General features: G+C 61.6%; 21 protein-coding genes. 12 read left to right on the top strand and 9 right to left on the bottom strand.

The window, feature by feature from the left end; translation table 11 throughout:
- Position 1: 1 nt before the first annotated feature.
- Positions 2-718: an HAD family hydrolase gene (locus ACKAMS_RS18140; protein WP_020908678.1), complete on the bottom strand. Its 717-nt coding sequence runs from the start codon at positions 716-718 to the stop codon at positions 2-4.
- Positions 719-860: 142 nt separating this feature from the next.
- Here ACKAMS_RS18140 and cycA point away from each other — a divergent pair, with 142 nt between their 5' ends.
- From cycA to ACKAMS_RS18105, 7 genes are all read left to right on the top strand, one after another.
- On the top strand, positions 861-2,324 hold the full coding sequence (gene cycA, locus ACKAMS_RS18135; protein ID WP_019744791.1) for a D-serine/D-alanine/glycine transporter: 1,464 nt from the start codon (positions 861-863) through the stop codon (positions 2,322-2,324).
- Between the two features lie 122 nt (positions 2,325-2,446).
- Entirely contained in the window at positions 2,447-3,217 is a 771-nt protein-coding gene (locus tag ACKAMS_RS18130; RefSeq protein WP_408989338.1) for a M23 family metallopeptidase, read from the top strand.
- Between the two features lie 126 nt (positions 3,218-3,343).
- Positions 3,344-4,849, top strand: a complete 1,506-nt coding sequence (locus ACKAMS_RS18125) for a glutamate-cysteine ligase family protein (RefSeq protein ID WP_080909156.1) — start codon at positions 3,344-3,346, stop codon at positions 4,847-4,849.
- A 141-nt stretch (positions 4,850-4,990) separates the two neighbouring features.
- Positions 4,991-5,884: a universal stress protein gene (locus ACKAMS_RS18120; protein ID WP_019744789.1), complete on the top strand. Its 894-nt coding sequence runs from the start codon at positions 4,991-4,993 to the stop codon at positions 5,882-5,884.
- A 175-nt stretch (positions 5,885-6,059) separates the two neighbouring features.
- The gene (locus tag ACKAMS_RS18115; protein ID WP_007727670.1) at positions 6,060-7,100 is read left to right on the top strand and encodes an LLM class F420-dependent oxidoreductase; all 1,041 of its coding nucleotides are present in this window, start codon (positions 6,060-6,062) and stop codon (positions 7,098-7,100) included.
- A 358-nt stretch (positions 7,101-7,458) separates the two neighbouring features.
- Positions 7,459-8,352 (top strand): universal stress protein, encoded by an 894-nt coding sequence (locus tag ACKAMS_RS18110; protein ID WP_070795876.1) that lies wholly within the window; start codon positions 7,459-7,461, stop codon positions 8,350-8,352.
- Between the two features lie 76 nt (positions 8,353-8,428).
- Positions 8,429-9,067 (top strand): response regulator transcription factor, encoded by a 639-nt coding sequence (locus ACKAMS_RS18105; RefSeq protein ID WP_019744786.1) that lies wholly within the window; start codon positions 8,429-8,431, stop codon positions 9,065-9,067.
- Between the two features lie 2 nt (positions 9,068-9,069).
- Here ACKAMS_RS18105 and ACKAMS_RS18100 read toward each other — a convergent pair whose 3' ends face one another.
- From ACKAMS_RS18100 to ACKAMS_RS18080, 5 genes are all read right to left on the bottom strand, one after another.
- Entirely contained in the window at positions 9,070-10,761 is a 1,692-nt protein-coding gene (locus ACKAMS_RS18100; RefSeq protein WP_060938204.1) for a GAF domain-containing protein, read from the bottom strand.
- Between the two features lie 27 nt (positions 10,762-10,788).
- Positions 10,789-11,484 (bottom strand): hypothetical protein, encoded by a 696-nt coding sequence (locus ACKAMS_RS18095; protein WP_070795877.1) that lies wholly within the window; start codon positions 11,482-11,484, stop codon positions 10,789-10,791.
- 19 nt (positions 11,485-11,503) lie between these two features.
- Positions 11,504-11,836, bottom strand: a complete 333-nt coding sequence (locus ACKAMS_RS18090; RefSeq protein WP_003946336.1) for a cupin domain-containing protein — start codon at positions 11,834-11,836, stop codon at positions 11,504-11,506.
- Between the two features lie 84 nt (positions 11,837-11,920).
- The gene (locus tag ACKAMS_RS18085) at positions 11,921-12,412 is read right to left on the bottom strand and encodes a dihydrofolate reductase (protein WP_019744784.1); all 492 of its coding nucleotides are present in this window, start codon (positions 12,410-12,412) and stop codon (positions 11,921-11,923) included.
- Between the two features lie 2 nt (positions 12,413-12,414).
- Positions 12,415-13,215 carry a thymidylate synthase gene (locus ACKAMS_RS18080; protein WP_003946427.1) on the bottom strand — a complete coding sequence of 267 codons (801 nt, stop codon included), beginning with the start codon at positions 13,213-13,215 and terminating at the stop codon, positions 12,415-12,417.
- 86 nt (positions 13,216-13,301) lie between these two features.
- Here ACKAMS_RS18080 and cobF point away from each other — a divergent pair, with 86 nt between their 5' ends.
- The 4 genes from cobF (at position 13,302) to ACKAMS_RS18060 (ending at position 17,410) form a co-directional block, all read left to right on the top strand.
- Positions 13,302-14,042, top strand: coding sequence for a precorrin-6A synthase (deacetylating) (gene cobF, locus ACKAMS_RS18075; RefSeq protein ID WP_021332282.1), 741 nt, complete (start codon positions 13,302-13,304; stop codon positions 14,040-14,042).
- A 75-nt stretch (positions 14,043-14,117) separates the two neighbouring features.
- On the top strand, positions 14,118-15,284 hold the full coding sequence (locus tag ACKAMS_RS18070) for a GGDEF domain-containing protein (RefSeq protein ID WP_256063349.1): 1,167 nt from the start codon (positions 14,118-14,120) through the stop codon (positions 15,282-15,284).
- A gap of 43 nt (positions 15,285-15,327) precedes the next feature.
- Entirely contained in the window at positions 15,328-16,503 is a 1,176-nt protein-coding gene (locus tag ACKAMS_RS18065; protein WP_408989337.1) for a diguanylate cyclase domain-containing protein, read from the top strand.
- Positions 16,504-16,543: 40 nt separating this feature from the next.
- A complete protein-coding gene (locus tag ACKAMS_RS18060; RefSeq protein WP_408989336.1) occupies positions 16,544-17,410 on the top strand; it encodes an Fpg/Nei family DNA glycosylase in 867 nt (288 codons plus the stop codon).
- On the opposite strand, the gene ACKAMS_RS18055 is transcribed toward ACKAMS_RS18060, so the two are convergent.
- Positions 17,403-18,278 carry a LysR family transcriptional regulator gene (locus ACKAMS_RS18055; protein WP_408989335.1) on the bottom strand — a complete coding sequence of 292 codons (876 nt, stop codon included), beginning with the start codon at positions 18,276-18,278 and terminating at the stop codon, positions 17,403-17,405. The genes ACKAMS_RS18060 and ACKAMS_RS18055 overlap by 8 nt on opposite strands.
- A 72-nt stretch (positions 18,279-18,350) precedes the next feature.
- On the opposite strand from ACKAMS_RS18055, the gene ACKAMS_RS18050 reads away from it, so the two are divergent.
- The gene (locus ACKAMS_RS18050) at positions 18,351-19,583 is read left to right on the top strand and encodes an MFS transporter (RefSeq protein WP_408989334.1); all 1,233 of its coding nucleotides are present in this window, start codon (positions 18,351-18,353) and stop codon (positions 19,581-19,583) included.
- Between the two features lie 48 nt (positions 19,584-19,631).
- On the opposite strand, the gene ACKAMS_RS18045 is transcribed toward ACKAMS_RS18050, so the two are convergent.
- Positions 19,632-20,411 carry a DUF427 domain-containing protein gene (locus ACKAMS_RS18045; RefSeq protein WP_020970370.1) on the bottom strand — a complete coding sequence of 260 codons (780 nt, stop codon included), beginning with the start codon at positions 20,409-20,411 and terminating at the stop codon, positions 19,632-19,634.
- A gap of 57 nt (positions 20,412-20,468) precedes the next feature.
- Entirely contained in the window at positions 20,469-20,945 is a 477-nt protein-coding gene (locus tag ACKAMS_RS18040; RefSeq protein ID WP_019744776.1) for a nitroreductase/quinone reductase family protein, read from the bottom strand.
- Positions 20,946-21,112 lie beyond the last annotated feature (167 nt).

The following is a 21,112-nucleotide window of genomic DNA, read 5'->3' as shown; positions in this document are numbered from 1 at the left end:
CCTACAGAAGCCCGAACTTCCGCACTGCGTCGAGTAGCGCGTGCGGGCGTTCGGTCGTCGGCAGGGGATCGACGAGTGCGAACTGGCAACCGACGTCTCGGGCCGCGCCGTCGGCGACGTCGCTGTCACCGATCATCAGGGTCTGCGCCGCATCCACATCCAGCTGTGCCAGGGCGTATTCGAAGATCGCGGGTTCCGGTTTGACTGCACCAACCTCGAACGACAGGACGAACTCGTCGACCCAGACGTCCCAGCCGCGGTCGACGAACGCCGGACGGATGTCGAAGGCGATGTTGCTCAAGACGGCAGTGCGTACGCCCTTCTCCGACAATGACTTCAGGACCTCACCGGTATCCGGGTACGGCGACCACTGGTCCGGATCGACCAGCAGCGCGTAGAAAGCCTCGGCTCGAACGGGATCGGGCACCCCGGACTTACTCAACACGTCGAGGTAAGCCTGACGATGCAACTTCGGATCCCGGTCGCGGTTCTCCCACGCGTAGATCCCGGCTTCGTCCATCTCGACGGTTCTGCCCACCGGCGCGGTCATCCGACGCATCAACTCGGCTTGAGCGTGCACGTCGAGCGGATCGCCTTGATGATCGACGAGGTGCTCGGTCCAATCGTCGCTCTCCTCCAAACGGAAGAGGGTTCCGGAGAAATCGAACAGCGTCGCGGCGATATGTCCGTCTTGATGGGCCGTGCTGTCAGTGTTCACCTCGACAGGTTATCGGCGTCCGCTTTCCGATGCTTGATGTGAGCCAGTGCACGCGTACTTTGAGAGAGCACATTTTCCGAGGTTCCCCCGACGGGCACGATTTCGATGCCCCGGATGAACCGTATGACGAGGGGGATCCTCCGTGTCCGACCACGCGAATACACCAGACCTGACGAAGCCGTCCGGCGAAGACCCCCACCTCTCACGTCAGCTGTCCAACCGGCATATCCAGCTGATCGCCATTGGTGGTGCCATCGGCACCGGACTGTTCATGGGATCGGGCAAGACGATCTCGCTTGCCGGGCCTTCCGTGATCTTCGTGTACATGATCATCGGCTTCATGCTCTTCTTCGTCATGCGGGCGATGGGGGAGTTGCTGCTCTCGAACATGGCGTACAAGTCGTTCTCCGACTTCGCCGCGGATCTGCTGGGCCCTTGGGCGGGATTCTTCACCGGCTGGACCTACTGGTTCTGCTGGATTGTCACCGGCATCGCGGACGTCATCGCGATTTCCGGATACTTCAAATACTGGTGGCCAGGTCTCGCGGCATGGATACCTGCTTTGCTGACGATCGCGGCGCTGCTGCTCCTCAATCTCCCGACCGTTCGCGCCTTCGGTGAAACCGAGTTCTGGTTCGCGCTGATCAAGATCGTCGCCATCGTCAGCCTGATCATCGTCGGCATCGTCATGGTCGTCTCCGGGTTCACGGCGCCGAACGGTGCCACCTCGGGTATCGACAACCTCTGGAACGACGGCGGCATGTTCCCGACCGGATTCATGGGCTTCGTGGCCGGCTTCCAGATCGCCGTGTTCGCCTTCGTGGGCATCGAACTGGTCGGCACCACCGCCGCCGAGGCGAAGGACCCGGAGAAGAACCTGCCGAAGGCCATCAACTCCATCCCCATTCGTGTCCTGCTGTTCTACGTCGTTGCACTGACCGTGATCATCGCGGTGACTCCGTGGCGCGAAATCAGCGCAGACAAGAGTCCGTTCGTCGCCATGTTCACACTCGCCGGCCTCGGCATCGCTGCATCTGTCATCAACTTCGTCGTGCTGACCTCCGCTGCGTCTTCGGCCAACTCGGGTATCTACTCCACCTCGCGCATGGTGTTCGGCCTTGCACAGGAGGGCGACGCACCGCGGGCACTCGGCAAGCTGAACTCGCGCAAGGTCCCCGCGAACGCCCTGATGTTCTCCTGCATCTTCTTGCTGGCGTCGCTGATCCTGCTGTTCTCGGGCGATTCCGTGATCGAGGCCTTCACCGTCGTCACGACCATCTCGGCGCTGCTGTTCATGTTCGTGTGGACGATCATCCTGGCGAGTTACATGGTGTACCGGAAGCGTCGTCCGCACCTGCACGAGGCGTCGAAGTTCAAGATGCCCGGCGGCATCGTGATGTGCTGGGTCGTGCTCGCGTTCTTCGTCTTCATCCTCTGGGCGCTGACAACCAAGGACGACACCCTGCAGGCACTTGTCGTCACACCGATCTGGTTCGTGGTTCTGGGTATCGCGTGGGCGATCATTCGTCGCCGACCCGCTCACCGGGCACGATACGACGCATTCAAGTCAGAACTGGACGCCAGCCGACAGAACGGCGAGAAATAGTTTTGGTCAAGATCGGGTAACGGTGGCGGCCGCCTTGATCAAACTGTTACATTCTTCGGCAGACAGAGGAGCGGGCTTCATCAGAAGGACGCTGCACGCCGACGACTGACGGAGTACACACTGTGGGAAACCACCACCGCACGGGCAATGACGATGTTGTCTTCGAGATCGATCCCGAGGCAGCAAGCGGCCGCCACCGCACCCCGTCGGCTGGCCCTGGTGCCGGTGTCAAGGCGGGTGTCGTAGCTGCGGCTACCGGTGCACTCCTCGTCGGTGCAGGCCAGATGGGTGCAGGAACCGCTGCTGCGGCGCCGGCAACTCAGACCATCGCCGGCATCGAAATCCCGCAGGGTCTGCTCCCCGAGGGCGTTGTCGTTCCGGCTGAATTGGCGGCACTTCCCGCTCTCGACATTCCCGAGCTTCCCGATTTTACTGCCGATCTCAACACGCAGGCACAGCAGTTCCTCGCGGGGATCAACCCCGGCACCTCCGCTCGCACCGTGCAGCCGGTGTCCGGAACGCTGACCTCCACCTTCGGTTCGCGCTGGGGAGCACACCACGGCGGCCTCGACATCGCGGCTCCGATCGGTACGCCGATTCTGGCTGCAGCAGACGGCCAGGTCATCGACGCCGGCCCGGCGTCAGGTTTCGGCCTCTGGGTTCGCGTGCAGCACGACGACGGCACGGTCACCACGTACGGCCATGTCAACGACTACCAGGTCAACGTCGGCCAGCGCGTCAATGCTGGCCAGCAGATCGCCACAGTGGGTAACCGTGGACAGTCCACCGGCCCGCACCTGCACTTCGAGGTTGCCGAGAACGGCGCAAAGGTCGATCCCGCAGCGTGGCTGCAGGCTCGCGGCGTGGCTGTCACCTGGGTAGACAACTCGTAAAGAGAAACTTTCGGAGAACTGCGGTGGCGTCGGGAAATTCTTCCTGGTGCCACCGCAGTTCTCGTTTGTCGGTGACACCGGCCGGATAGCCTTCAGTGACGTTGATCGTCGAAGGGGGAATGCGCGATGGGTGCAGAAGTCACGGCGCGAGAATTCACGCGGGCGGACCGTAGGCTCTTTCGCAAGAAAGTGCGGTCTTGCGTCGACGCCATGAAGCAGATGCTCGACGGTGGTGACTTCCGAGACGCCGTCGACAAGCCGGCGCCGCTGCTGGGCATGGAGATCGAATTCAACCTGGTGAACGGGGACATGGCTCCTGCGATGTCCAACCGTGAAGTGCTCGAATCCATCGACGACGCTGCGGTTTTCCAAACCGAGCTCGGACAGTTCAACGTCGAGATGAACGTTGAACCCGGCCCACTCACCGGTGATGCAACTTTCGAATTGGAAAAGAAACTGCGCGCCTCCCTCGACGTCGCAGACGCGCGAATCCATGCGCACGACGCCGAGATGGTGATGATCGGGATGCTGCCGACTCTGCAACTCGAGCATCTCGATCGAGAGTGGATCACCGCGAACCCGCGCTATGAATTGCTCAACGAGCAAATTTTCACCGCTCGAGGCGAGGACATCGAACTCGACGTCGAAGGTGTCGCGCTACCTGGCAGCGACGTGGAAATTCTTCGGGCCGATACCAATTCGGTAGTCCCGGAGGCGGCATGTACGTCCATGCAGTTGCATCTCCGCGTTGCGCCGGAAGAGTTTGCCGCGCATTGGAATGCCGCGCAGTGTCTGGCCGGCGTACAGGTGGCGTTGGCGGCCAATTCTCCTTTCCTGGCAGGCAAGGCGCTCTGGCACGAATCGCGCATCCCGATCTTCGAGCAGGCCACGGACACAAGAACTTTCGAGCTGAAGAACCAAGGTGTGCGGCCGCGGGTGTGGTTCGGTGAGCGGTGGATCCACTCGGTGCTCGACTTGTTCGAAGAGAACTCGCGGTACTTCCCGGCCCTGCTGCCTGACGTGTCGGACACCGATCCACTGGAAGTGCTCGCGGCGGGCGGAGTTCCGGAGTTGAGCGAGCTTCAGATGCACAACGGCACGGTCTATCGCTGGAATCGTCCGGTGTACGACTGCTCGGATGGCAAGCCGCACTTGCGCATCGAGAATCGAGTGCTGCCGGCCGGACCGACTGTCGTCGACATCATGGCCAATGCGGCCTTCTATTACGGCACAGTTCGGGCGCTGGTGAACGCGGAGCGGCCACTGTGGTCGCACATGTCGTTCCATGCGGCAGAAGAGAACCTGCACATCGGCGCCAAGTACGGACTCGACGCAACTTTGTACTGGCCGGAGATCGGTTGGGTCGGTGCCGACGAGTTGGTCCTGCGAAGGCTGCTGCCGTTGGCGGACGAGGGTTTGGCGGACTTCGGATTGTCCGCCGCGGCCCGCGATCGGTATCTCGGCGTTATCGAGGGGCGGTGCCTGAATCGGCAGACCGGTGCCGCCTGGCAACGAGAGCACGTGGCGCGCGCGGAGGCCTCGGGCGCGGACCGCTCGACTGCGCTCACCGGAATGCTCCGCGGTTACGTCGAGAACATGCGGGCGGGAGATCCCGTTCACACCTGGTCCTGATTGCTCTGCTAATTCTCCTATCCGTCAACAGTTTCGGGGACCTAAGTCCCCGAAATGAAGAGGGGGCGACCCCAAAAAAGCCGGACAAGTGGGATGGTTAGAGTGAAAGTGGCTCGGTTACTTCTTCAGGAAGGTGGGCACATGAGTTCACGCGAACATAACAGTGTTGTTGTCGGAGTCGAGGGTTCGGACACTGCGTCCACTGCGCTCCGCGAGGCCGCGAAAATCGCCGCCCAGCGCGAATTGCGACTCGACATCATCCACGCTCTCGACTTCGCGCCTTACGGTTTCGGCGGACCGTACGTCGACGCGGGTGGGGTGTACGAATGGGTCGAAGAGGCGGGAAAAGCGATCTTGGCAGAGGCGGAACAATTCGCCCATGAGATCGATCCGAAACTCGAAGTTCACACCGAAATCGCCATCGGCAGCGCAACTCAGTGGTTGATCGAGAGTTCGGCGCAGGCCAGGCGGGTCGTTGTCGGAGCGTCCGCTTCGGGCAAGGCGGCGACGGCAGTTCTCGGTAATACAGCGGTCGGTGTTGCCAGTCACGGCAAGTGCCCGGTCATCGTCGTGCGGGACCGCGACGGCGCAGTGCCTTCGGAGGGACCCGTCGTGGTCGGCGTCGACGGCAGTGCGCTCAGCGCGCAAGCAGTGGGCGCGGCATTCGAGGAAGCAGCGTTCCGCGGCGCCGAGTTGGTGGCGCTGCACGTGTGGAGTGACCTCGGCAGCGCGGCATTCGAAGACCCGAGGGCAGCTGCGCTTGCCCCGCAGTCTCTTGAAGAGGAAGAGCACGCAGTACTCAGCGAGAGCTTGGCCGGTTGGTCCGAGCAGTACCCGGACGTGAAGGTCCGGCGCGAGGTATACCTCGACAACCCACGAGGACGGCTGCTCGACTGGTCGGCAAAAGCGCAGCTTGTTGTAGTCGGCAGCCGTGGCCGTGGTGGATTCCGTGGCATGCTCCTCGGCTCGACCAGCAATACTCTGATCGCTTCGGCCAAGTGCCCCGTCATGGTGGTTCGCCCCGAAGAATCCTGACCTCTCCAAGTTCTCCCGCTACCCCGTTCGTTTCGGTCATCGAATACGAACGGGGTAGTCACATGAATGCGGACTCATGTTCCGTAGTGTTCGATGTGAGTTAGGTGTTCGATGGGAGTACCAAGGCTGTGTGCGCGTCGCACACGGCGGCAATCGTCTGGATTGGGGTTACAACGTGCGTATCGGTATGGGTTTGAACTACAGCGGCGGGTTCGCCGAAACCGTCGAAGAGGTCGGTGACCTGGAGAAGGCGGGCCTGGACATCGCCTTCGTTCCGGAAGCGTATTCCTTCGACGCGGTCAGCCAGCTCGGTTACCTGGCGGCCAAGACGTCGACCATCGAACTCGCTTCGGGAATCTTCCAGATCTACACCCGTACGCCCTCGTTGACCGCCATGACGGCAGCGGGCCTGGACTTCGTCTCCAACGGTCGCTTCGTTATGGGCCTGGGTGCTTCCGGACCGCAGGTGATCGAGGGATTCCACGGCGTCAAGTACGACGCTCCGTTGGGACGCACGCGTGAGGTCGTCGAGATCTGCCGTCAGGTGTGGCGCCGCGAGAAGGTCGAATACCAGGGCAAGTACTACCAGGTTCCGCTCCCCGCCGAGAAGGGCACCGGACTGGGCAAGCCGCTCAAGCTGATCAATCATCCTGTGCGTGAGCGCATCCCGATCCTGATCGCTTCGCTCGGACCCAAGAACGTCGAACTGACGGCTGAGATCGCCGAAGGCTGGGAACCCATCTTCTTCCATCCGGAAAAGGCAGCAAGCGTATGGGGCGAGCCGATTGCGAAGGGCAAGGCCAAGCGCGATCCGAGCCTCGGCGAGCTTCAGGTGTACGCGTCGCCGGCCCTGGCCATCGGTGACGACGTCGACCACATGCTCGACTGGGTACGCCCGAGCCTTGCGCTCTACATCGGCGGCATGGGCGCCAAGGGCAAGAACTTCTACAACGACCTCGCGGTGCGATACGGCTACGAAGAGGCCGCCGAGAAGATTCAGGATCTCTACCTCGCGGGCAAGAAGGACGAGGCCGCAGCAGCGGTCCCGGACGAGCTGGTTCGCGCCGTGTCGTTGATCGGTCCCGAGAGCTACGTCAAGGAACGCGTCGCAGCCTTCGCCGAAGCTGGCGTCACGACGCTCAACGTCACGCCGTTGGCGGCCGATCGCAACGGCCGTGTTCAGCTGATCGAGAAGTTCCGCAAGATTTGTGACTGACCCTGCCGTGCGCCTTTATTTACCGCCGGCGGTTAATAAAGGCGCACAGCAGAGCGGGTGATTCGGGATCTCTTGCGCACGAAACCCGATTTTTGGCGCTTTCATATGGGACTTTTTTCACTTCTGACCGGTCGGGTTCTTCGCCTAACGTGGATCGAGTAGCCAGGATTTGCGTGCGAATCCGGCACCGGTGGCCTCGTTGACGCCCGAAAGGGATGTTGGCGGGGCCGTTGCCGCAGTCCACCCGAACTCGGAATGTCCGATTCGGGACTCGCGTCGGCTGATGAATCCTTTTTGCCGTCATTGGGCAATAGTGTGAGGGCGAAGAGATTCTCTGGTCGAGCGTGGAGGGACGAACATGAGTGCAACCAAACCCGTAGTCGTGGCAGTGGACGGCTCGGAATCGGCGTCGTCGGCTGTCGTCTGGGCCGCTCGAACGGCGGTGGCGCTCGGTCGTCCGCTGCATATCGCGACGGTGGTGCACATCCCCGCTTTCTACTACTCCGAGCCGTACCTCGCCGAGAGCTTCAAGGACGAACTTCGCCGCACTGCCACCGCTCGTCTGGACAGCGCGCAGATCCTCGCGCGGCAAAGCATCGACGACGACCTCGAGATCGTCACCGAACTACTCGACGGCAGCGTCTCCGATCGCCTGATCGAATTGTCCAAGGGCGCGTACGTCATTGCGCTCGGGCCCCGCGGGCATGGTGAATTCACCGGATTGGTCGTCGGTTCCGCGACGGTATCGGTCGTCTCGCACGGCGAATCTCCGGTGGCGGTAGTCCGGGGCCGGACGCTTGATGGTCGACCGCCGACCGAAGGTCCTGTCGTCGTCGGTGTCGATGGATCCGAAAGCAGCATCGAGGCAGTCGAGCATGCTTTCGAACAGGCATCCGCTCGGGGTGCAACGTTGATCGCCGTCAACGTGTGGAGCGATGTGAGCGTGCAGCCCTCCCTGGGCGCCACCCCCGACGATCCACTGTGGAGCAGCATCCAGACAGGTGAGGAAGTTGTCCTTGCCGAGCAATTGGCTGGTTTCACCGAGCGTTACCCAGACGTCATCGTCGAGAGAGTCGTCGCGCGTGACCGTCCGGTCCGAGTGCTGAGCGAATACGCGGAGACGGCGCAATTGATCGTCGTCGGCAGCCGTGGGCGCGGCGGATTCGCGGGAATGCTCCTCGGATCGACCAGTCGGGCACTGCTCCATACTGCGGATTGCCCGGTTCTCATCGTCCGGCACGTCAACAAGTGAAGAGAATGCATTCAATGACTTTTGAGTCCACCGTCTCCGGTACCGTTCGACGTGAGATGTCTTTTGGAGGGGTTCGATGACAACGCGGATATTCCTGGTCGACGATCACGAGATCGTCAGACGCGGATTGTTCGACCTACTCGGCGGGGTCGAAGACTTCGTGGTGGTGGGTGAGGCCGCATCCGTGGGAGAAGCATTGGCTGCGGTACCGCAGAGCAATGCCGACGTCGCGGTTCTGGACGTACGGCTGCCGGACGGCAACGGCGTCGAACTGTGCCGCGAACTGCGCTCGATGCTGCCCAACCTGCGCTGCCTGATGCTCACGTCGTACGCGGACGACGAGGCACTACTCGACGCGATCATGGCGGGCGCTTCGGGATTTGTCCTCAAACAGATTCTCGGAACCGATCTGGTTGCTGCGGTCCGCACAGTCGGGCGCGGCGGTTCACTGCTCGACAGTCGGGCGACGGAGGCGCTGATGCAGCGGATCCGTAGCGACCGCACCGCTGATCCGTTGGCCGAACTTTCCGATCAGGAGCGAGCAGTCTTCGACCTCATCGGAGAGGGACTCACCAACCGGGAGATCGGCGCGCGATTGTTCCTCGCGGAGAAGACCGTCAAGAACTACGTGACGCGTCTGCTCTCGAAGCTGGGCATGCAGCGTCGTACTCAGGCTGCGGTGCTGGCCACCGAAATCCGCAGCGGCAGTCGATAGGTCTACCGACCGGACTTCGGTCGATTCGAGTTGGTGCGCCCGAGCGGTACTCGCCAGAGCAGGCGTGCACCGCTCGGATCGTGGTTGACGATCGTGCACGTACCGCCGCAATGTTCGGCACGGCGCTCGAGATTGTGAAGTCCACTCTTGTGGAAGTCGGAGGGGAGTCCGACGCCGTCGTCCTCGATCGTGATCGCAAATTCGACGTCCGCGGTGACTGCGATGGTGATGTGGTGTGCGTGTGCATGCCGAAGGACGTTGCTCAGCCCCTCACGCAGCACAGCTTCGGCGTGCTGGTGGATCCCGGGATTCACCAGAGTGTCGATGGCGCCGGAGAATTGGACGCTGGGGGTCACGGCGGACTGTGCGGTGGCGTCGCCGATGACATCGAGGAGGCGTCGGCGCAGGCTCGACGAATCGGTGGCTGTGGGAGTCTGCAGATCGAAGATGGTTGTCCGAATCTCGCGGACTGTCTTGTCGAGCTGTTCGAGGGATCGTTTGACAATCGCGCGCGCCGACTCCGGGAGGGTCTCGTCCGGAAGCGTGCTCTGCAGGCTCATTCCGCTCGCGAACAGTCGCTGGATGACGTTGTCGTGCAGGTCTCGTGCGATGCGGTCGCGGTCCGCGAGAACCGACAACAGGCGTTGCGCCTTTTGTTTCTCGTCGAACTCGATTGCAACGGAGCCGAGTTCGGCCATCGACTCGATCCGGGTCAGTTCGTCGTGATCCCAGTGCGTGTTGGTCGAGTTCGACGCCACTATGACCGCGCCGACTACACCCGAGGCGACGCACATCGGTGCCACGACCGCACTTCCGGCCGACGGCACCAGTTCGGTGAGTGCACCTAAAGCGGTGAGTACCTGTAGCTTTCGAGTGCTCCGCACCACGTCGAACGGATAGGTCGTCGCTGGAATTCTGACTCCACGTGATGTTGTTCGGGCGCTGGCCGCAGCGTGAACCTGTGCGTATCCGTTCTCGCAGATCACCACGATCACGTCGTCGACGCCGGTCAGGTCCCGAACGCGACTGGCAAGAAGTTGCAGGCCGTCCTCGAGCGAGTCACCGGCCAGCAACCGCGAGCGAATGGCAGATGTTGCGGTGAGCCATCTTTCACGAGTTCGTGACTGCTCGAACAGCCGGGCGTTTTCCACAGCGATGCCGGCTGCGATGGCGAGGGCCTCGAGGATGACCTCGTCTTCTTGGGTGAACTCGGCTTTTCCTCGCTTCTCAGTCAGGTAGATGCTTCCGAACACCTTTCCTCGCATCATGATCGGCGCCCCGAGGAAACTCTCCATCGGTGGATGATTCGCGGGGAATCCCACCGATTCGGGATGGTCGCCGAGATGCGCCACACGCAAAGTTTGCGGGTGATTCATCAGAACACCCAGAACGCCATGACCTTCGGGGAAATGTCCCATGGTCGCGCGTTGGGACCCGGAGATTCCCTCGTACACGAATTCCGAGAGCCCGCCCCCCGGCGCCGCAACCCCCAGGGCGCCGTAGCGGCAATCCAGAACCGTTGTCGCAGAGGTGATGATCCGTTGGAGAGTCAGGTCGAGATCCAGACCTGAACCGACCACCAGGACTGCCTCGAGCAGACGGTGGAGTGTCGGTATGTCTGCATTGGAATCGCCCAGGCGGTCGAGCAACTCGCCGAACGTGCGTGCCGGACTGTGACCCGATGCTTCGACCATGGTCGAAGCATATCGCCTTGCAGGACGTCAGCCCTCCTGACGGCGACCTTCCCACCACGACGACCAGTGATGCTTGATTTCGTCGAACTCGTCATCGCTCAGGTCGTAGGTGGTCAGCAGGATGGACATGCCTCCGTCTGGCCGCTGCGGAGTTACCGACTGGGTCGCGACAGAGAGTAGACCAGGGCCGAGATCTTCGACTGTCAACCCGAATTGGTGATCGGTGACGTAGTCGACGACGCCTTCGAAATAGTCGCCGGGAGCGATTGTCGCCGCGTACCGACTTCCCGCTTCCAAACCGATTTCGGTGAGCCCGAGGACGGTTGCCGCATTCTCGCCAGGGAGCAGCAGGCCGTCGAGATAGATGGTTCTTCGCTCAGCGAGTCCGTGGTGCTCCACTGCGAATCTGAGCAACTGGAGGAACGTCGTCCATCCCTCGGTGATGTCGTCGTACCAGTCGTCGTCGGCAGATTTGGCCGGCCGATCGATGCGGACGACCGTCTTGCCGTCTTGTTCGAGAAGTGAGAAGCGGTCACCGTTTCCGAGTTTCAGCGTCAGTGCTTCGGGATCGGCCTCAGCGGTGGAGTAGATCTGGGTGATTTCGTCGTCGAGACCGTCGTACTCCCAGCCGAACCAACGACGAATCAGCGACGGGTCGCGCAGGGCGGGCCACAGAACGGACGGGGCTGCGACGATGGACACTTCGATCACGGTTTCGCTCACCCGGAAGACGGTACCGACTTCAACCCTTCATCGCGACGGTGAGCAGAAATGCAACGTCTTCGAGCGCTTCGACGCTGTGGCGGTCGGCCGGCACGGTGAGGAAATCACCGGTGGATCCTTTCCACTGGTCGCTCCCACACACAAGATTCAGCTTCCCGCTCAGGACCAACAGTGTGGCTTCGCCCGGACTGTCGTGTTCGGCGAGACTCTTGCCGGCGCTCAGTGCGATCACCGTCTGTCGCAGGCTGCGCTGGTGGCCGCCGTAGACGGTTTGTGAACTGCGACCGCTGGTCGCCGAGCCCGCCAGTTTCAACTGTTGGCGAGCGAGAGCGGTCAGTGACTTCTTGTCCATCGAAGACCTCTCGGAAGCGGTGAATGTCGTTCTTGGAGTATGACCGACTCACTCGCGAGGTGCCTCGTTATCGGCGGAAGTCGGTCAGCGCGTGTATTCCAGCCAGCGGAAGCGCAGCCCGCTCTTCTCCGAGGTCTGCCAGGGCTCGTCGGACTTCAGGTTCCATTCGGGGCCGATCTCGGGAGCAAAGGCATCACCGGCGATGTCGAGGTCGACCTCGGTCACCAGGAGATGCGTCGCGAATGGCAGTGCAGCCGAATAAATTTGCCCGCCGCCGACGACAAATACGTCACCGTCCGGCAACGCCAAGGCGTCGTCCAGCCTGTGGACTACCTCGGCGCCTTCGGCTTGCCATTGCGGATCGCGCGTGACGACGATGTTCCGACGCCCGCTGAACGGCCGGAACTTCAGCGGAATGGAGTCCCAGGTGCGCCGTCCCATGATCACCGGATGTCCCATGGTGACGCGTTTGAAGTAAGCCATGTCCTCGGACACGCGCCACGGGATCGTGTTGTCGACGCCGATGACGCCGTCGTGGGCCTGCGCCCAGATGAGGGTGACTGTGCGATCGGTCATCGTCAGACCGCTACCGGCGCTTTGATCGCCGGGTGGTGCTGATAATCGACGATCTCGACGTCCTCGAAGGTGTAGTCGAAAATGGAGTCGCGTTTGTTCAGCTTCAAGGTCGGCAACGGAAGGGGCTCGCGACCGAGCTGCTCGGTGACCTGGTCGACGTGGTTGTCGTAGATGTGGCAGTCACCGCCGGTCCAGACGAACTCGCCGACGTCGAGTCCGGCCTGCTGGGCCATCATGTGGGTGAGCAGCGCGTAGCTGGCGATGTTGAACGGAACGCCGAGGAACATGTCGGCGCTGCGCTGGTACAGCTGGCAGGAGAGCTTGCCGTCGGCGACGTAGAACTGGAAGAACGCGTGGCATGGAGCCAGAGCCATCTGCGGAATGTCGGCGACGTTCCACGCCGAGACGATGATTCGCCGCGAATCGGGGTTGGAGCGCAGGGTCTCGACGGTCTGCGTGATCTGGTCGATGTGCTCGCCCGAAGGGGTGGGCCAGCTACGCCACTGGACGCCGTAGACGGGGCCGAGTTCGCCGTTCTCGTCGGCCCACTCGTCCCAGATGGAGACGCCGTGCTCGTGCAGCCACGCCACATTGGAGTCGCCGCGCAGGAACCACAGGAGCTCGTTGACGATCGACTTGAGGTGGACCTTCTTGGTGGTGACGAGCGGAAAGCCGTCGGCAAGATCGAAACGCATCTGGTGACCGAAGATGCTGCGGGTGCCGGTTCCGGTTCGATCGGATTTGGCGGTACCCGTCTCCATGACGAGCCGGAGGAGGTCTTCGTAAGCAGTGGAGACAGTCACGGGAATCAGTCTAGGGCCTGCCTCGCTGTGCGCCTTTATTAACCTCCCGCGGTTAATAAAGGCGCACGGCAATATAGCCTCGGCACATGCGCGAACTCTTGGTGATCGGTATCGGTGCGGGTGATCCCGACCAGGTGACGGTTCAGGCGATCAAGGCCATGAACAGGGCCGATACGTTCTTCATCATCGGAAAGGGTGACGAGAAGCAGGCTCTGGTCGACTTGCGAACCGGCATCCTCGACGAGCACGTTCACCTCGACTACAAGGTGGTCGAGATCACGGACCCGCCGCGGGACCGAACCCCGACCGATTACGAGGGGGTTGTCGAGGACTGGCACGAGCGTCGGGCCGCGAAATTCGAAGCGGAATTCGCGGCCGAACCTGGCGTCGGAGCGATTCTCGTCTGGGGTGATCCCTCCCTCTACGACAGCACTCTGCGGATCGTCGAGCGCGTGCTCGCTCGCGGGAGAGTGACGTTCGACTACTCCGTCATCCCGGGAATCACCAGCGTGCAGTCGTTGGCTGCACAGCACCGAATCGTCCTCAACCGAATCGGCGAACCCATCCACATCACGACCGGCCGCAAACTGGCCGAGGGATTGCCCGACGGCGTGGACAACGCCGTCGTCATGCTCGACGCGCATTGCACCTTCACTCAGGTGGCCGAAGACCATGCCGAAATCTGGTGGGGGGCATACCTCGGAACCGCGGACGAGGAGTTGATTTCCGGCAACCTGCGCGACGTCGAAGATCGGATCGTCGCGCGCCGGGCGGAGCTGCGCGAGAAGCACGGTTGGATCATGGACACGTACCTCGTTCGGCGCTGACACCGACCGCGGATTTGCGGCCTCGATCCTGCGCTCTTGATCCCGAACGACGGTCTGCGCACCTATGATCTGCGCATGACATCGTTCGGGCAGGACCGACTGCAGTCGATTCTGCCCGCTCCGCGTGGCCGTGAAAAATCAGCTGTGAAGTCGGCTTTCGACCTTCTCGTTCAGTGGTATCGGCGTCCTGATCAGTTCGACAGTTTCAATCGATACCTCGCCACGAAGGGCCTGGAGCTAGCCGTCCGATTGCTGGTCATCGGTTCCCTGACGACGGTCATCGTTGCGATGACTCTGCTGCGCTTCAGCGACGCGGGCGTGCACAACCACGTCACCAGCGTCGTCAACGCCGTCATCATCGGAGTCACGGTCGCGGTGATCGTGCTCTTCTGCCTTCTGCCCGAAATCACGCGTCGGTGGTCGTACTTTTTTGTCGCCTACTGCGAGGTCGGCGTATTCGTCGGTGTGTTCTTGAACAGCGACCCCTTCATCGGGTTGATCCAGTGCGTGCTCTTGATACTGATCGGTGGTTACATCGCGTATTTTCACAACGCGAGACTCCAGGCGATTCACATCGCCCTGTCCATCGTGGTTCTGGCAGTGGTCGGACGAAAGGTCGCGGTCTACGCGGATCCTGCGTTGGCCACCGCACTGTGTCTGATCATCGCCACCGGGATCGTGGTCATCCCGTTCGCCTGCCAGTTCGTCCTCTCACTTCTCGGCTCCGACGCGGACAGTTCGGATGTGGATCCGTTGACCGGCCTTCTGAATCGGCGCGGGCTGCAGCGAGCTGTTGTCGAAATGGGGGCAACGGGGCATGCGTCGAGCAAGTCGTCGTATGTCGTCGCGATCGTCGATGTCGATTCGTTCAAGAGCGTCAACGACTCGCGGGGGCACGAGGAAGGCGATCTCGTACTTCGTCAGATTGCTGATCGACTGCGGTGGTGCGGCGGCGAGAAGGCGCTCTTCGCCAGATTCGGTGGGGACGAGTTCGTCTTGGTGGACACGATCGACGTCGGTGCAGCGCCCGCATTCGAGGACAATCTGCGAAGGCACCTGCGAATCGACGATCGTGATCCAGCGGTGACGACCAGCGTCGGAGTCGCGATCACCTCTGCCGAATGGTCTTCGATCATTTCCGACGAGGAGTTGACGGAACTGTTTCGAGTAGCAGACGCCTCGATGTACCGCGCGAAGGCCGCCGGCGGCGATCGGGTTGTGATGTGGGATGGCAAAGAGTGAGAATTGTCTGATTGCGGGGAGTTGACTGGATTACCCTGACCTTATGGAATCTGCCGAGAGTGTGGAGCGTTCGGACGCCGTCGCGTCTCAACGACCGCTCTCCGGTCCCGCATTCCGGCTGATCTCTTCTCAACTTGTCGATTGGTATCGGCGTCCGGACCAATTCGACACCTTCAATCGCTATCTCGCGGACAAAGGGTTGACCGTCGCCTCGCGGTTTCTTGTCGTCTGCTCGTTGGTGCTGGTCACGGTGATCATGTTCTTGACTCGCTTCAGTCCACAGGGACCGAACACTCCGCACGCGCGCACCGCGAACGCAGTCATCATCGTCATAACCGTGATGATGGCCGTCGCCCTCTCGACGAGGCGCAACCTCTCCCGTTCCTGGTCATACGCCTTTGTGCTCTATTCGGAAGTGGGAATAGCGGCCGCAATGCTGTTGTATTCCAATCCACTTGCGGCACTGGCCCATGCCGTGATGTTCTCGGTGATCGGTGGATACATCGCGTTCTTCCACAATGCTCGAATACAGAGCCTGCACATGCTGTGGGTATTCGTCGTAGTCATCGGCATTGTGACGCGCATTTCCGTTGTCGAGAACTATTCGGATGTTCCGGTTCTGGTCGCTTTGACAGTTCTCGTCGGCGCCGCGATCTACGTGATCCCCTTTGCCTGTCAGTTCATCTTCTCCATTCTCGGCACCGATGCGTTGAATTCGCAGTTGGACCCACTGACAGGACTTCTCAACAGGAGGGGACTGGCCGACGAGGTGCGACTGTTACTGGAGCGGTCGTACGCCAATTCGGCGCTTGTCGTTGTCGCCGCTGTCGACATCGATCGATTCAAGACCATCAACGACGAGTACGGGCACACAGTCGGGGACGCTGTGATCGAGAAGGTCGGATCGAGACTGGTCGAATGCGCCGGCCCGGCGGCCTTGATCGCACGGATCGGCGGTGACGAGTTCATCATCGTCGATTCGGGCGATCAACGCTCGGTCGATCGACTCGAACAAGAACTTCAGCGATCAACGGTCACTGCGCCCGACCATTCCGAGGTGGCCCTGAGCGTCGGAATCGCGAAGGTCGCAGGTCCTTTCGAATCGCCGGACGATGCACTCATCGCCTATCCCACTTTGCTGCGACGTGCAGATCGCGCGATGTACGCAGCGAAGGCGCGCGGTGGACACTCGGTGGTTCTGCTGACCGAAACGGACTGAGCACACGGTGAGTGTCCGTGGTCGGAGTTAGTCTGATGCCATGCCTGAACTACCCGAGGTGGAAGCGCTGGCAGGGTTCCTTCGTCAGCACGCGGTCGGCGCAGTAGTGGGACGCGTCGATATCGCTGCATTGAGTGTGCTCAAGACCTTCGATCCGCCGATCACGGCTTTGCAAGGGCGTGACGTCACGGGCGCCGCCCGCTTCGGGAAACATCTGGCTCTGGATTGCGACGGGTTGTGGTTGGTCACGCACCTCTCCCGTGCCGGTTGGATGCGGTGGCTCGATAATCCGTCGCCAACACCGCCGAAGCCGGGGAAGGGGCCGTTGGCGCTGCGCGTTCATTTCTTCACACCTGAAGGGTTGACGCCGGCATTCGATCTCACCGAAGCCGGCACCAAGAAACGCCTCGCCGTGTGGGTGGTGAACGATCCGCAGGAGGTTCCGGGCATCGCCCGGTTGGGGCCGGACGCGATGGCTGTGGCAGAAGCTGAGTTCGCAGAGATTCTGGGCGGGACGTCGGCGCGGATCAAGAACTCGATAGTCGATCAGTCGCTGATCGCCGGCATCGGGAACGCCTACTCGGACGAGATCCTCCACACCGCGAAACTATCGCCCTTCGCGACCTCGTCGAGGCTGACGCCGGAGCAGATTTCAACGCTGTATGCCGTGATGCGATCCACGCTGGCCGACGCGATCGAACGTTCGGAAGGTCAGGACGCGGCGCGACTCAAAGGTGAGAAACGCTCGGGAATGCGAGTACATGCTCGCACCGGACTTCCCTGCCCGGTGTGCGGTGACGTCGTACGCGAGGTGTCGTTCGCGGAGCGTTCTTTTCAATACTGTGCGACGTGCCAGACAGGCGGTAAGCCGTTGGCGGACAGGCGAATGTCGAAACTGCTCAAGTAGCGAACTGCGCCGCGAGTAGTTCGACGAATTCGCGGGCCAGCGCCGACGAATGGGTGGGTTCGGTAATTGCGTGGACGATCCGATGCGGCGCATCGGTGATCGGAATACAGACCAGTTCGGGATGTAGGGCGCTCATGGACTGGGGGAGCAAACCGACACCCAGGCCGTTGGCGGTCAGTGAACAGATCAGGTCCACCGAGTTGGCTTCGAGCGTTTTTCCGCGTGGGACCTGTGATTCGGCGAAGGCTTGGTCGGTTTGGACACGGGCCTCGCTGCCGGAGGCGAAGTCCACGAGAGTGTGATCCCGTAGGTCTTCGAGTCTGATCGACGAGGCCTGGGCAAAGGGATGGTCGGGAGCAACAAACGCTGCGGTGGGTTCACTCCACAACGGTGCGGCGGCAAACCTCTTGGGTAAGCGGCCTGCGGCCAATCCGACGATGCCGACGTCGATGGCGCCGGACCGGACTCCTTCGATAACTACTTCACTGCCGTACGGTCGCGCGGTGATGTTGATTGCAGGGTGGCGGCGTGTCAGATCTGCCAGCGCACGGCCGACGTCGACGCGCCCCGCCGAGGTGATGGTGCCGACCGTCAGCCGCACTTGCTCGTTGCTCCGTGCCGAGACATCACTGACCAGTCTCGACACAGCGCCGAGCACCTCACGGGAGCGGGCGACAAAAACCTCCCCGGCAGCAGTCAAGCCGACGTTTCGACTGTTGCGGTTGAACAATTCGACTCCCAGTTCCTTTTCGAGGTCTCTGATCTGGGCACTCAACGCGGACTGTGAAACGTGCAACCGCGCGGCAGCACGGCTGAAGTGTCTGTCTTCCGCGACTGCCAGGGCGTAGCGGATGTGACGTAGTTCCATTGCACCAATCTATCGCTTCTGGAGATAGATCATGCATATCTATCTATTGGACGCGCGTCGGTGTTGCCGGTCATGCTTGACGACATGATTTCAAGCGACGCGCGTCCGAGGCTCGGACTACCGATAGTGCTGCTGATGGCTGCAGCGACGGGTCTGTGCGCGGGCGGTAACTACTTCAATCAGCCACTCCTCGATTCCATCTCGGACCACTTGAACGTCTCGGCCTCTGCAGCGGCCGCGACGGTGACCATCGCGCAGGTCGCGTATGCACTCGGATTGATACTTCTGGTTCCGGTAGGCGACATGGTCGACCGACGCAAGCTGACGGTAGGGCTCATGCTGCTGGCGGCTACCGGTCAAGCGGTCAGCGGATTTGCGCCCAACTTTGCCACGCTTGCCGTGGGAATCGCAGTGGCAGGGGTCTTTTCGGTTGCTGCCCAGGTGCTGATTCCGTTTGCCGCCTCACTGGCCGAACCTGAGAGGTCCGGCCGGGTGGTCGGGACGATCATGAGCGGACTGCTGATCGGAATCCTGTTGGCGCGCAGTGTTGCCGGCGTCCTCTCCGGACTGGGAGGTTGGTCGACGGTCTACAAGGTTGCGGCGGGTCTGATGGTGGTGATGGCCGTGGCACTGTGGCGATCTCTGCCTTCCGATTCCGCCGATCGACCGAAGGCAAGCTACGGGGCGACGCTCGCGTCGGTAGGGAAGTTGGCTGCGACCTTGCCGCGCCTGAGAACTCGATCGGCCATGGGCGGGCTGGCTTTTGCTGCCGTCAGCACAGTCTTCACGACAATGGCCTTTCTTCTCTCCGGCGAATTCGGCTACAGCGATACTCAAATCGGCCTGGTCGGACTACTCGGCGTGGCGGGAGCGTTGATGGCGACCGTGGCGGGCAGACTGGCCGATCGGGGGCTGGGTCAGGTGGCGACGGGCGGAGCTATCGCGATTCTGTTGGTGTCGTGGCTTCCCTTTGCCTCCGGTGCCACGCATATAGTGTGGTTTCTTGTTGCCATCGTTCTTGCCGACCTCGCGCTGCAGGGAGTGCACGTCAGCAACCAGAACGTGATCTACGCCCTTGTCCCCGAAGCGCGTTCGCGTGTGAACTCGGTGTACATGACCACCTACTTCGTGGGTGCCGCCGTGGGCTCGGCTGTGGGGTCGATGGTGTGGAAGTCGTACGGCTGGAACGGAGTATGCATCGCCGGGTTGGTCTTCTCGGTTGCAACGGCGTTGGTGTGGATGCACGATCGCCGGCTGGAAAAGACTGAACTGCGAATCCCGGAATCCCTTGTCTCGGTGGGATAGGCACCCGCACCTTCTCGGATCCCCGCACCTGTCAGATTTCGGCGCCTGTCAGATTTCGGTACCGTCCACCAGGATCTTGCCGACGCGTTCGGGATAGAACGACACGTGGTTGTCGATCCCGGACGCTTCGGCGGTAGTGAACGGATAGAACCACGCCAGATCCTCGATCGGTGCGAGTTCGGTTGTGCCGGTGAAGGACAGATACGACGCAGTGCCCTTGTACGGGCAGGCCGTGGTGGTCGGGGTCGGCACAAAGTACTCGCTGCGAACGTCGATTCTCGGAATGTAGTACCGCGTGGGCAGTCCGGTTTCGAACAGCAGTCTGGGTCGTGTCGTCTCGGCGACCAGTACGTCGCCGACAAAAACCTGGACGTGTCGGGACGAGGGGAGCGCGTCGATACGTACGTATGGATCGCGGGCGTGGACAAAGACCTGTTGATCCTCCTCGTACCAGGCGTCCATGCGATCCCAGTAGAACGCGACGTACTCACTCAGGTCCAGGGAACCGTCGAACTGTTCAGGGTAGGACCAGACGGCGTCCTCGGCCCGGCGATCCCCGATCTCGATCGTCCAATAGGTGGCGTCACCTTTCCATGGGCAATGGGTGGTCGTCGACGTCGGGACGAGGAATTCGGTGCGAACGTCCGCGCGAGGGATGTAGTACATCGGCAGGCGGCCGCGTTCGAAAAGGTACACCGAACGAGTGGTGTCCGCGACGGCGTGACCAGCGAAGAATGCTCGAATGCGGCGGGGGTTCGGCTCCAGTGCGATCCGCCCGTTGGAAGCTGTGATCTGTGTGTCTTCTGCGTGAGTCAGTGCTGTGGACATTCGCGAATGCTCCTGAGATCGGCAGGGTGGTCCTTCCCATCCTGCGCCCGGCAGCAGCTATTTGACAGGTTGGAGTCGAAATACGCGGATCTGGCGCCCGAATGCTCGATCGGCGTAGGTTTCGTACGGTGGCCACGTGGTGGTCGCGAGCTTCCACAACTTCTTACGCGTGGCGCCCTCCGCCAGACTCGCACCGACCGGTATTTCGACGCCCTTCACTGTCACGATTGCGGTGGGATTTGCCATCAAATTGAGTGTCCACGCTGGATGCGTATCCTGCCCCCAGTTGGATCCGACGACGACAAACGCATCGCCGTCGGGTGCGTACAGGAGTGGTGTGGTGCGAGAACGGCCGGTCTTGCGGCCAGTGGTGGTGAGCAGTAGCTGTGTCACGGTGTTCTCGCCGACGAGTGAGAGCTTGCCGCCCGACACTCTCTGCACTGCTCGATCGAGCGGAACCAGATCCTTGCCGAGATCCGAGAACCATTGTGTATGGCCGACATTGCGCATCAATGACCGGTAGATATTGCGCATAGGACCCCTCGGTTTCTCGGCACTGTTTCGAGGCTGGTGCACCTCGACTCGCAAGAGTCTGCCACGTCAGGTCACAGATACCTGAGTCCCAAGGTCCCGAAAGGAATGAAGCGGTCAGCCGAATTCGGTTTTGGTGGAGTGGAATTGGGGCATACCTCCGAAACCGT

Source organism: Rhodococcus sp. 5A-K4, from assembly GCF_046097995.1.
Lineage (GTDB): Bacteria > Actinomycetota > Actinomycetes > Mycobacteriales > Mycobacteriaceae > Rhodococcus_F > Rhodococcus_F erythropolis.
The sequence above is the reverse complement of the archived record's forward strand: the minus strand, read 5'-3'. Positions and strand labels throughout refer to the sequence as shown.

What these genes read in the sequence shown, in the direction of transcription:
- ACKAMS_RS18040 (WP_019744776.1), bottom strand. Translation starts at nt 20,945, where the DNA reads ATGCGCAATATCTACCGGTCATTGATGCGCAATGTCGGCCATACACAA.
- ACKAMS_RS18050 (WP_408989334.1), top strand. Translation starts at nt 18,351, where the DNA reads ATGCTTGACGACATGATTTCAAGCGACGCGCGTCCGAGGCTCGGACTA.
- ACKAMS_RS18105 (WP_019744786.1), top strand. Translation starts at nt 8,429, where the DNA reads ATGACAACGCGGATATTCCTGGTCGACGATCACGAGATCGTCAGACGC.
- ACKAMS_RS18125 (WP_080909156.1), top strand. Translation starts at nt 3,344, where the DNA reads ATGGGTGCAGAAGTCACGGCGCGAGAATTCACGCGGGCGGACCGTAGG.
- ACKAMS_RS18055 (WP_408989335.1), bottom strand. Translation starts at nt 18,278, where the DNA reads ATGGAACTACGTCACATCCGCTACGCCCTGGCAGTCGCGGAAGACAGA.
- ACKAMS_RS18065 (WP_408989337.1), top strand. Translation starts at nt 15,328, where the DNA reads ATGGAATCTGCCGAGAGTGTGGAGCGTTCGGACGCCGTCGCGTCTCAA.
- ACKAMS_RS18120 (WP_019744789.1), top strand. Translation starts at nt 4,991, where the DNA reads ATGAGTTCACGCGAACATAACAGTGTTGTTGTCGGAGTCGAGGGTTCG.
- ACKAMS_RS18070 (WP_256063349.1), top strand. Translation starts at nt 14,118, where the DNA reads ATGACATCGTTCGGGCAGGACCGACTGCAGTCGATTCTGCCCGCTCCG.
- ACKAMS_RS18060 (WP_408989336.1), top strand. Translation starts at nt 16,544, where the DNA reads ATGCCTGAACTACCCGAGGTGGAAGCGCTGGCAGGGTTCCTTCGTCAG.
- ACKAMS_RS18045 (WP_020970370.1), bottom strand. Translation starts at nt 20,411, where the DNA reads ATGTCCACAGCACTGACTCACGCAGAAGACACACAGATCACAGCTTCC.
- ACKAMS_RS18110 (WP_070795876.1), top strand. Translation starts at nt 7,459, where the DNA reads ATGAGTGCAACCAAACCCGTAGTCGTGGCAGTGGACGGCTCGGAATCG.
- ACKAMS_RS18090 (WP_003946336.1), bottom strand. Translation starts at nt 11,836, where the DNA reads ATGGACAAGAAGTCACTGACCGCTCTCGCTCGCCAACAGTTGAAACTG.
- cobF (WP_021332282.1), top strand. Translation starts at nt 13,302, where the DNA reads ATGCGCGAACTCTTGGTGATCGGTATCGGTGCGGGTGATCCCGACCAG.
- ACKAMS_RS18100 (WP_060938204.1), bottom strand. Translation starts at nt 10,761, where the DNA reads ATGGTCGAAGCATCGGGTCACAGTCCGGCACGCACGTTCGGCGAGTTG.
- ACKAMS_RS18085 (WP_019744784.1), bottom strand. Translation starts at nt 12,412, where the DNA reads ATGACCGATCGCACAGTCACCCTCATCTGGGCGCAGGCCCACGACGGC.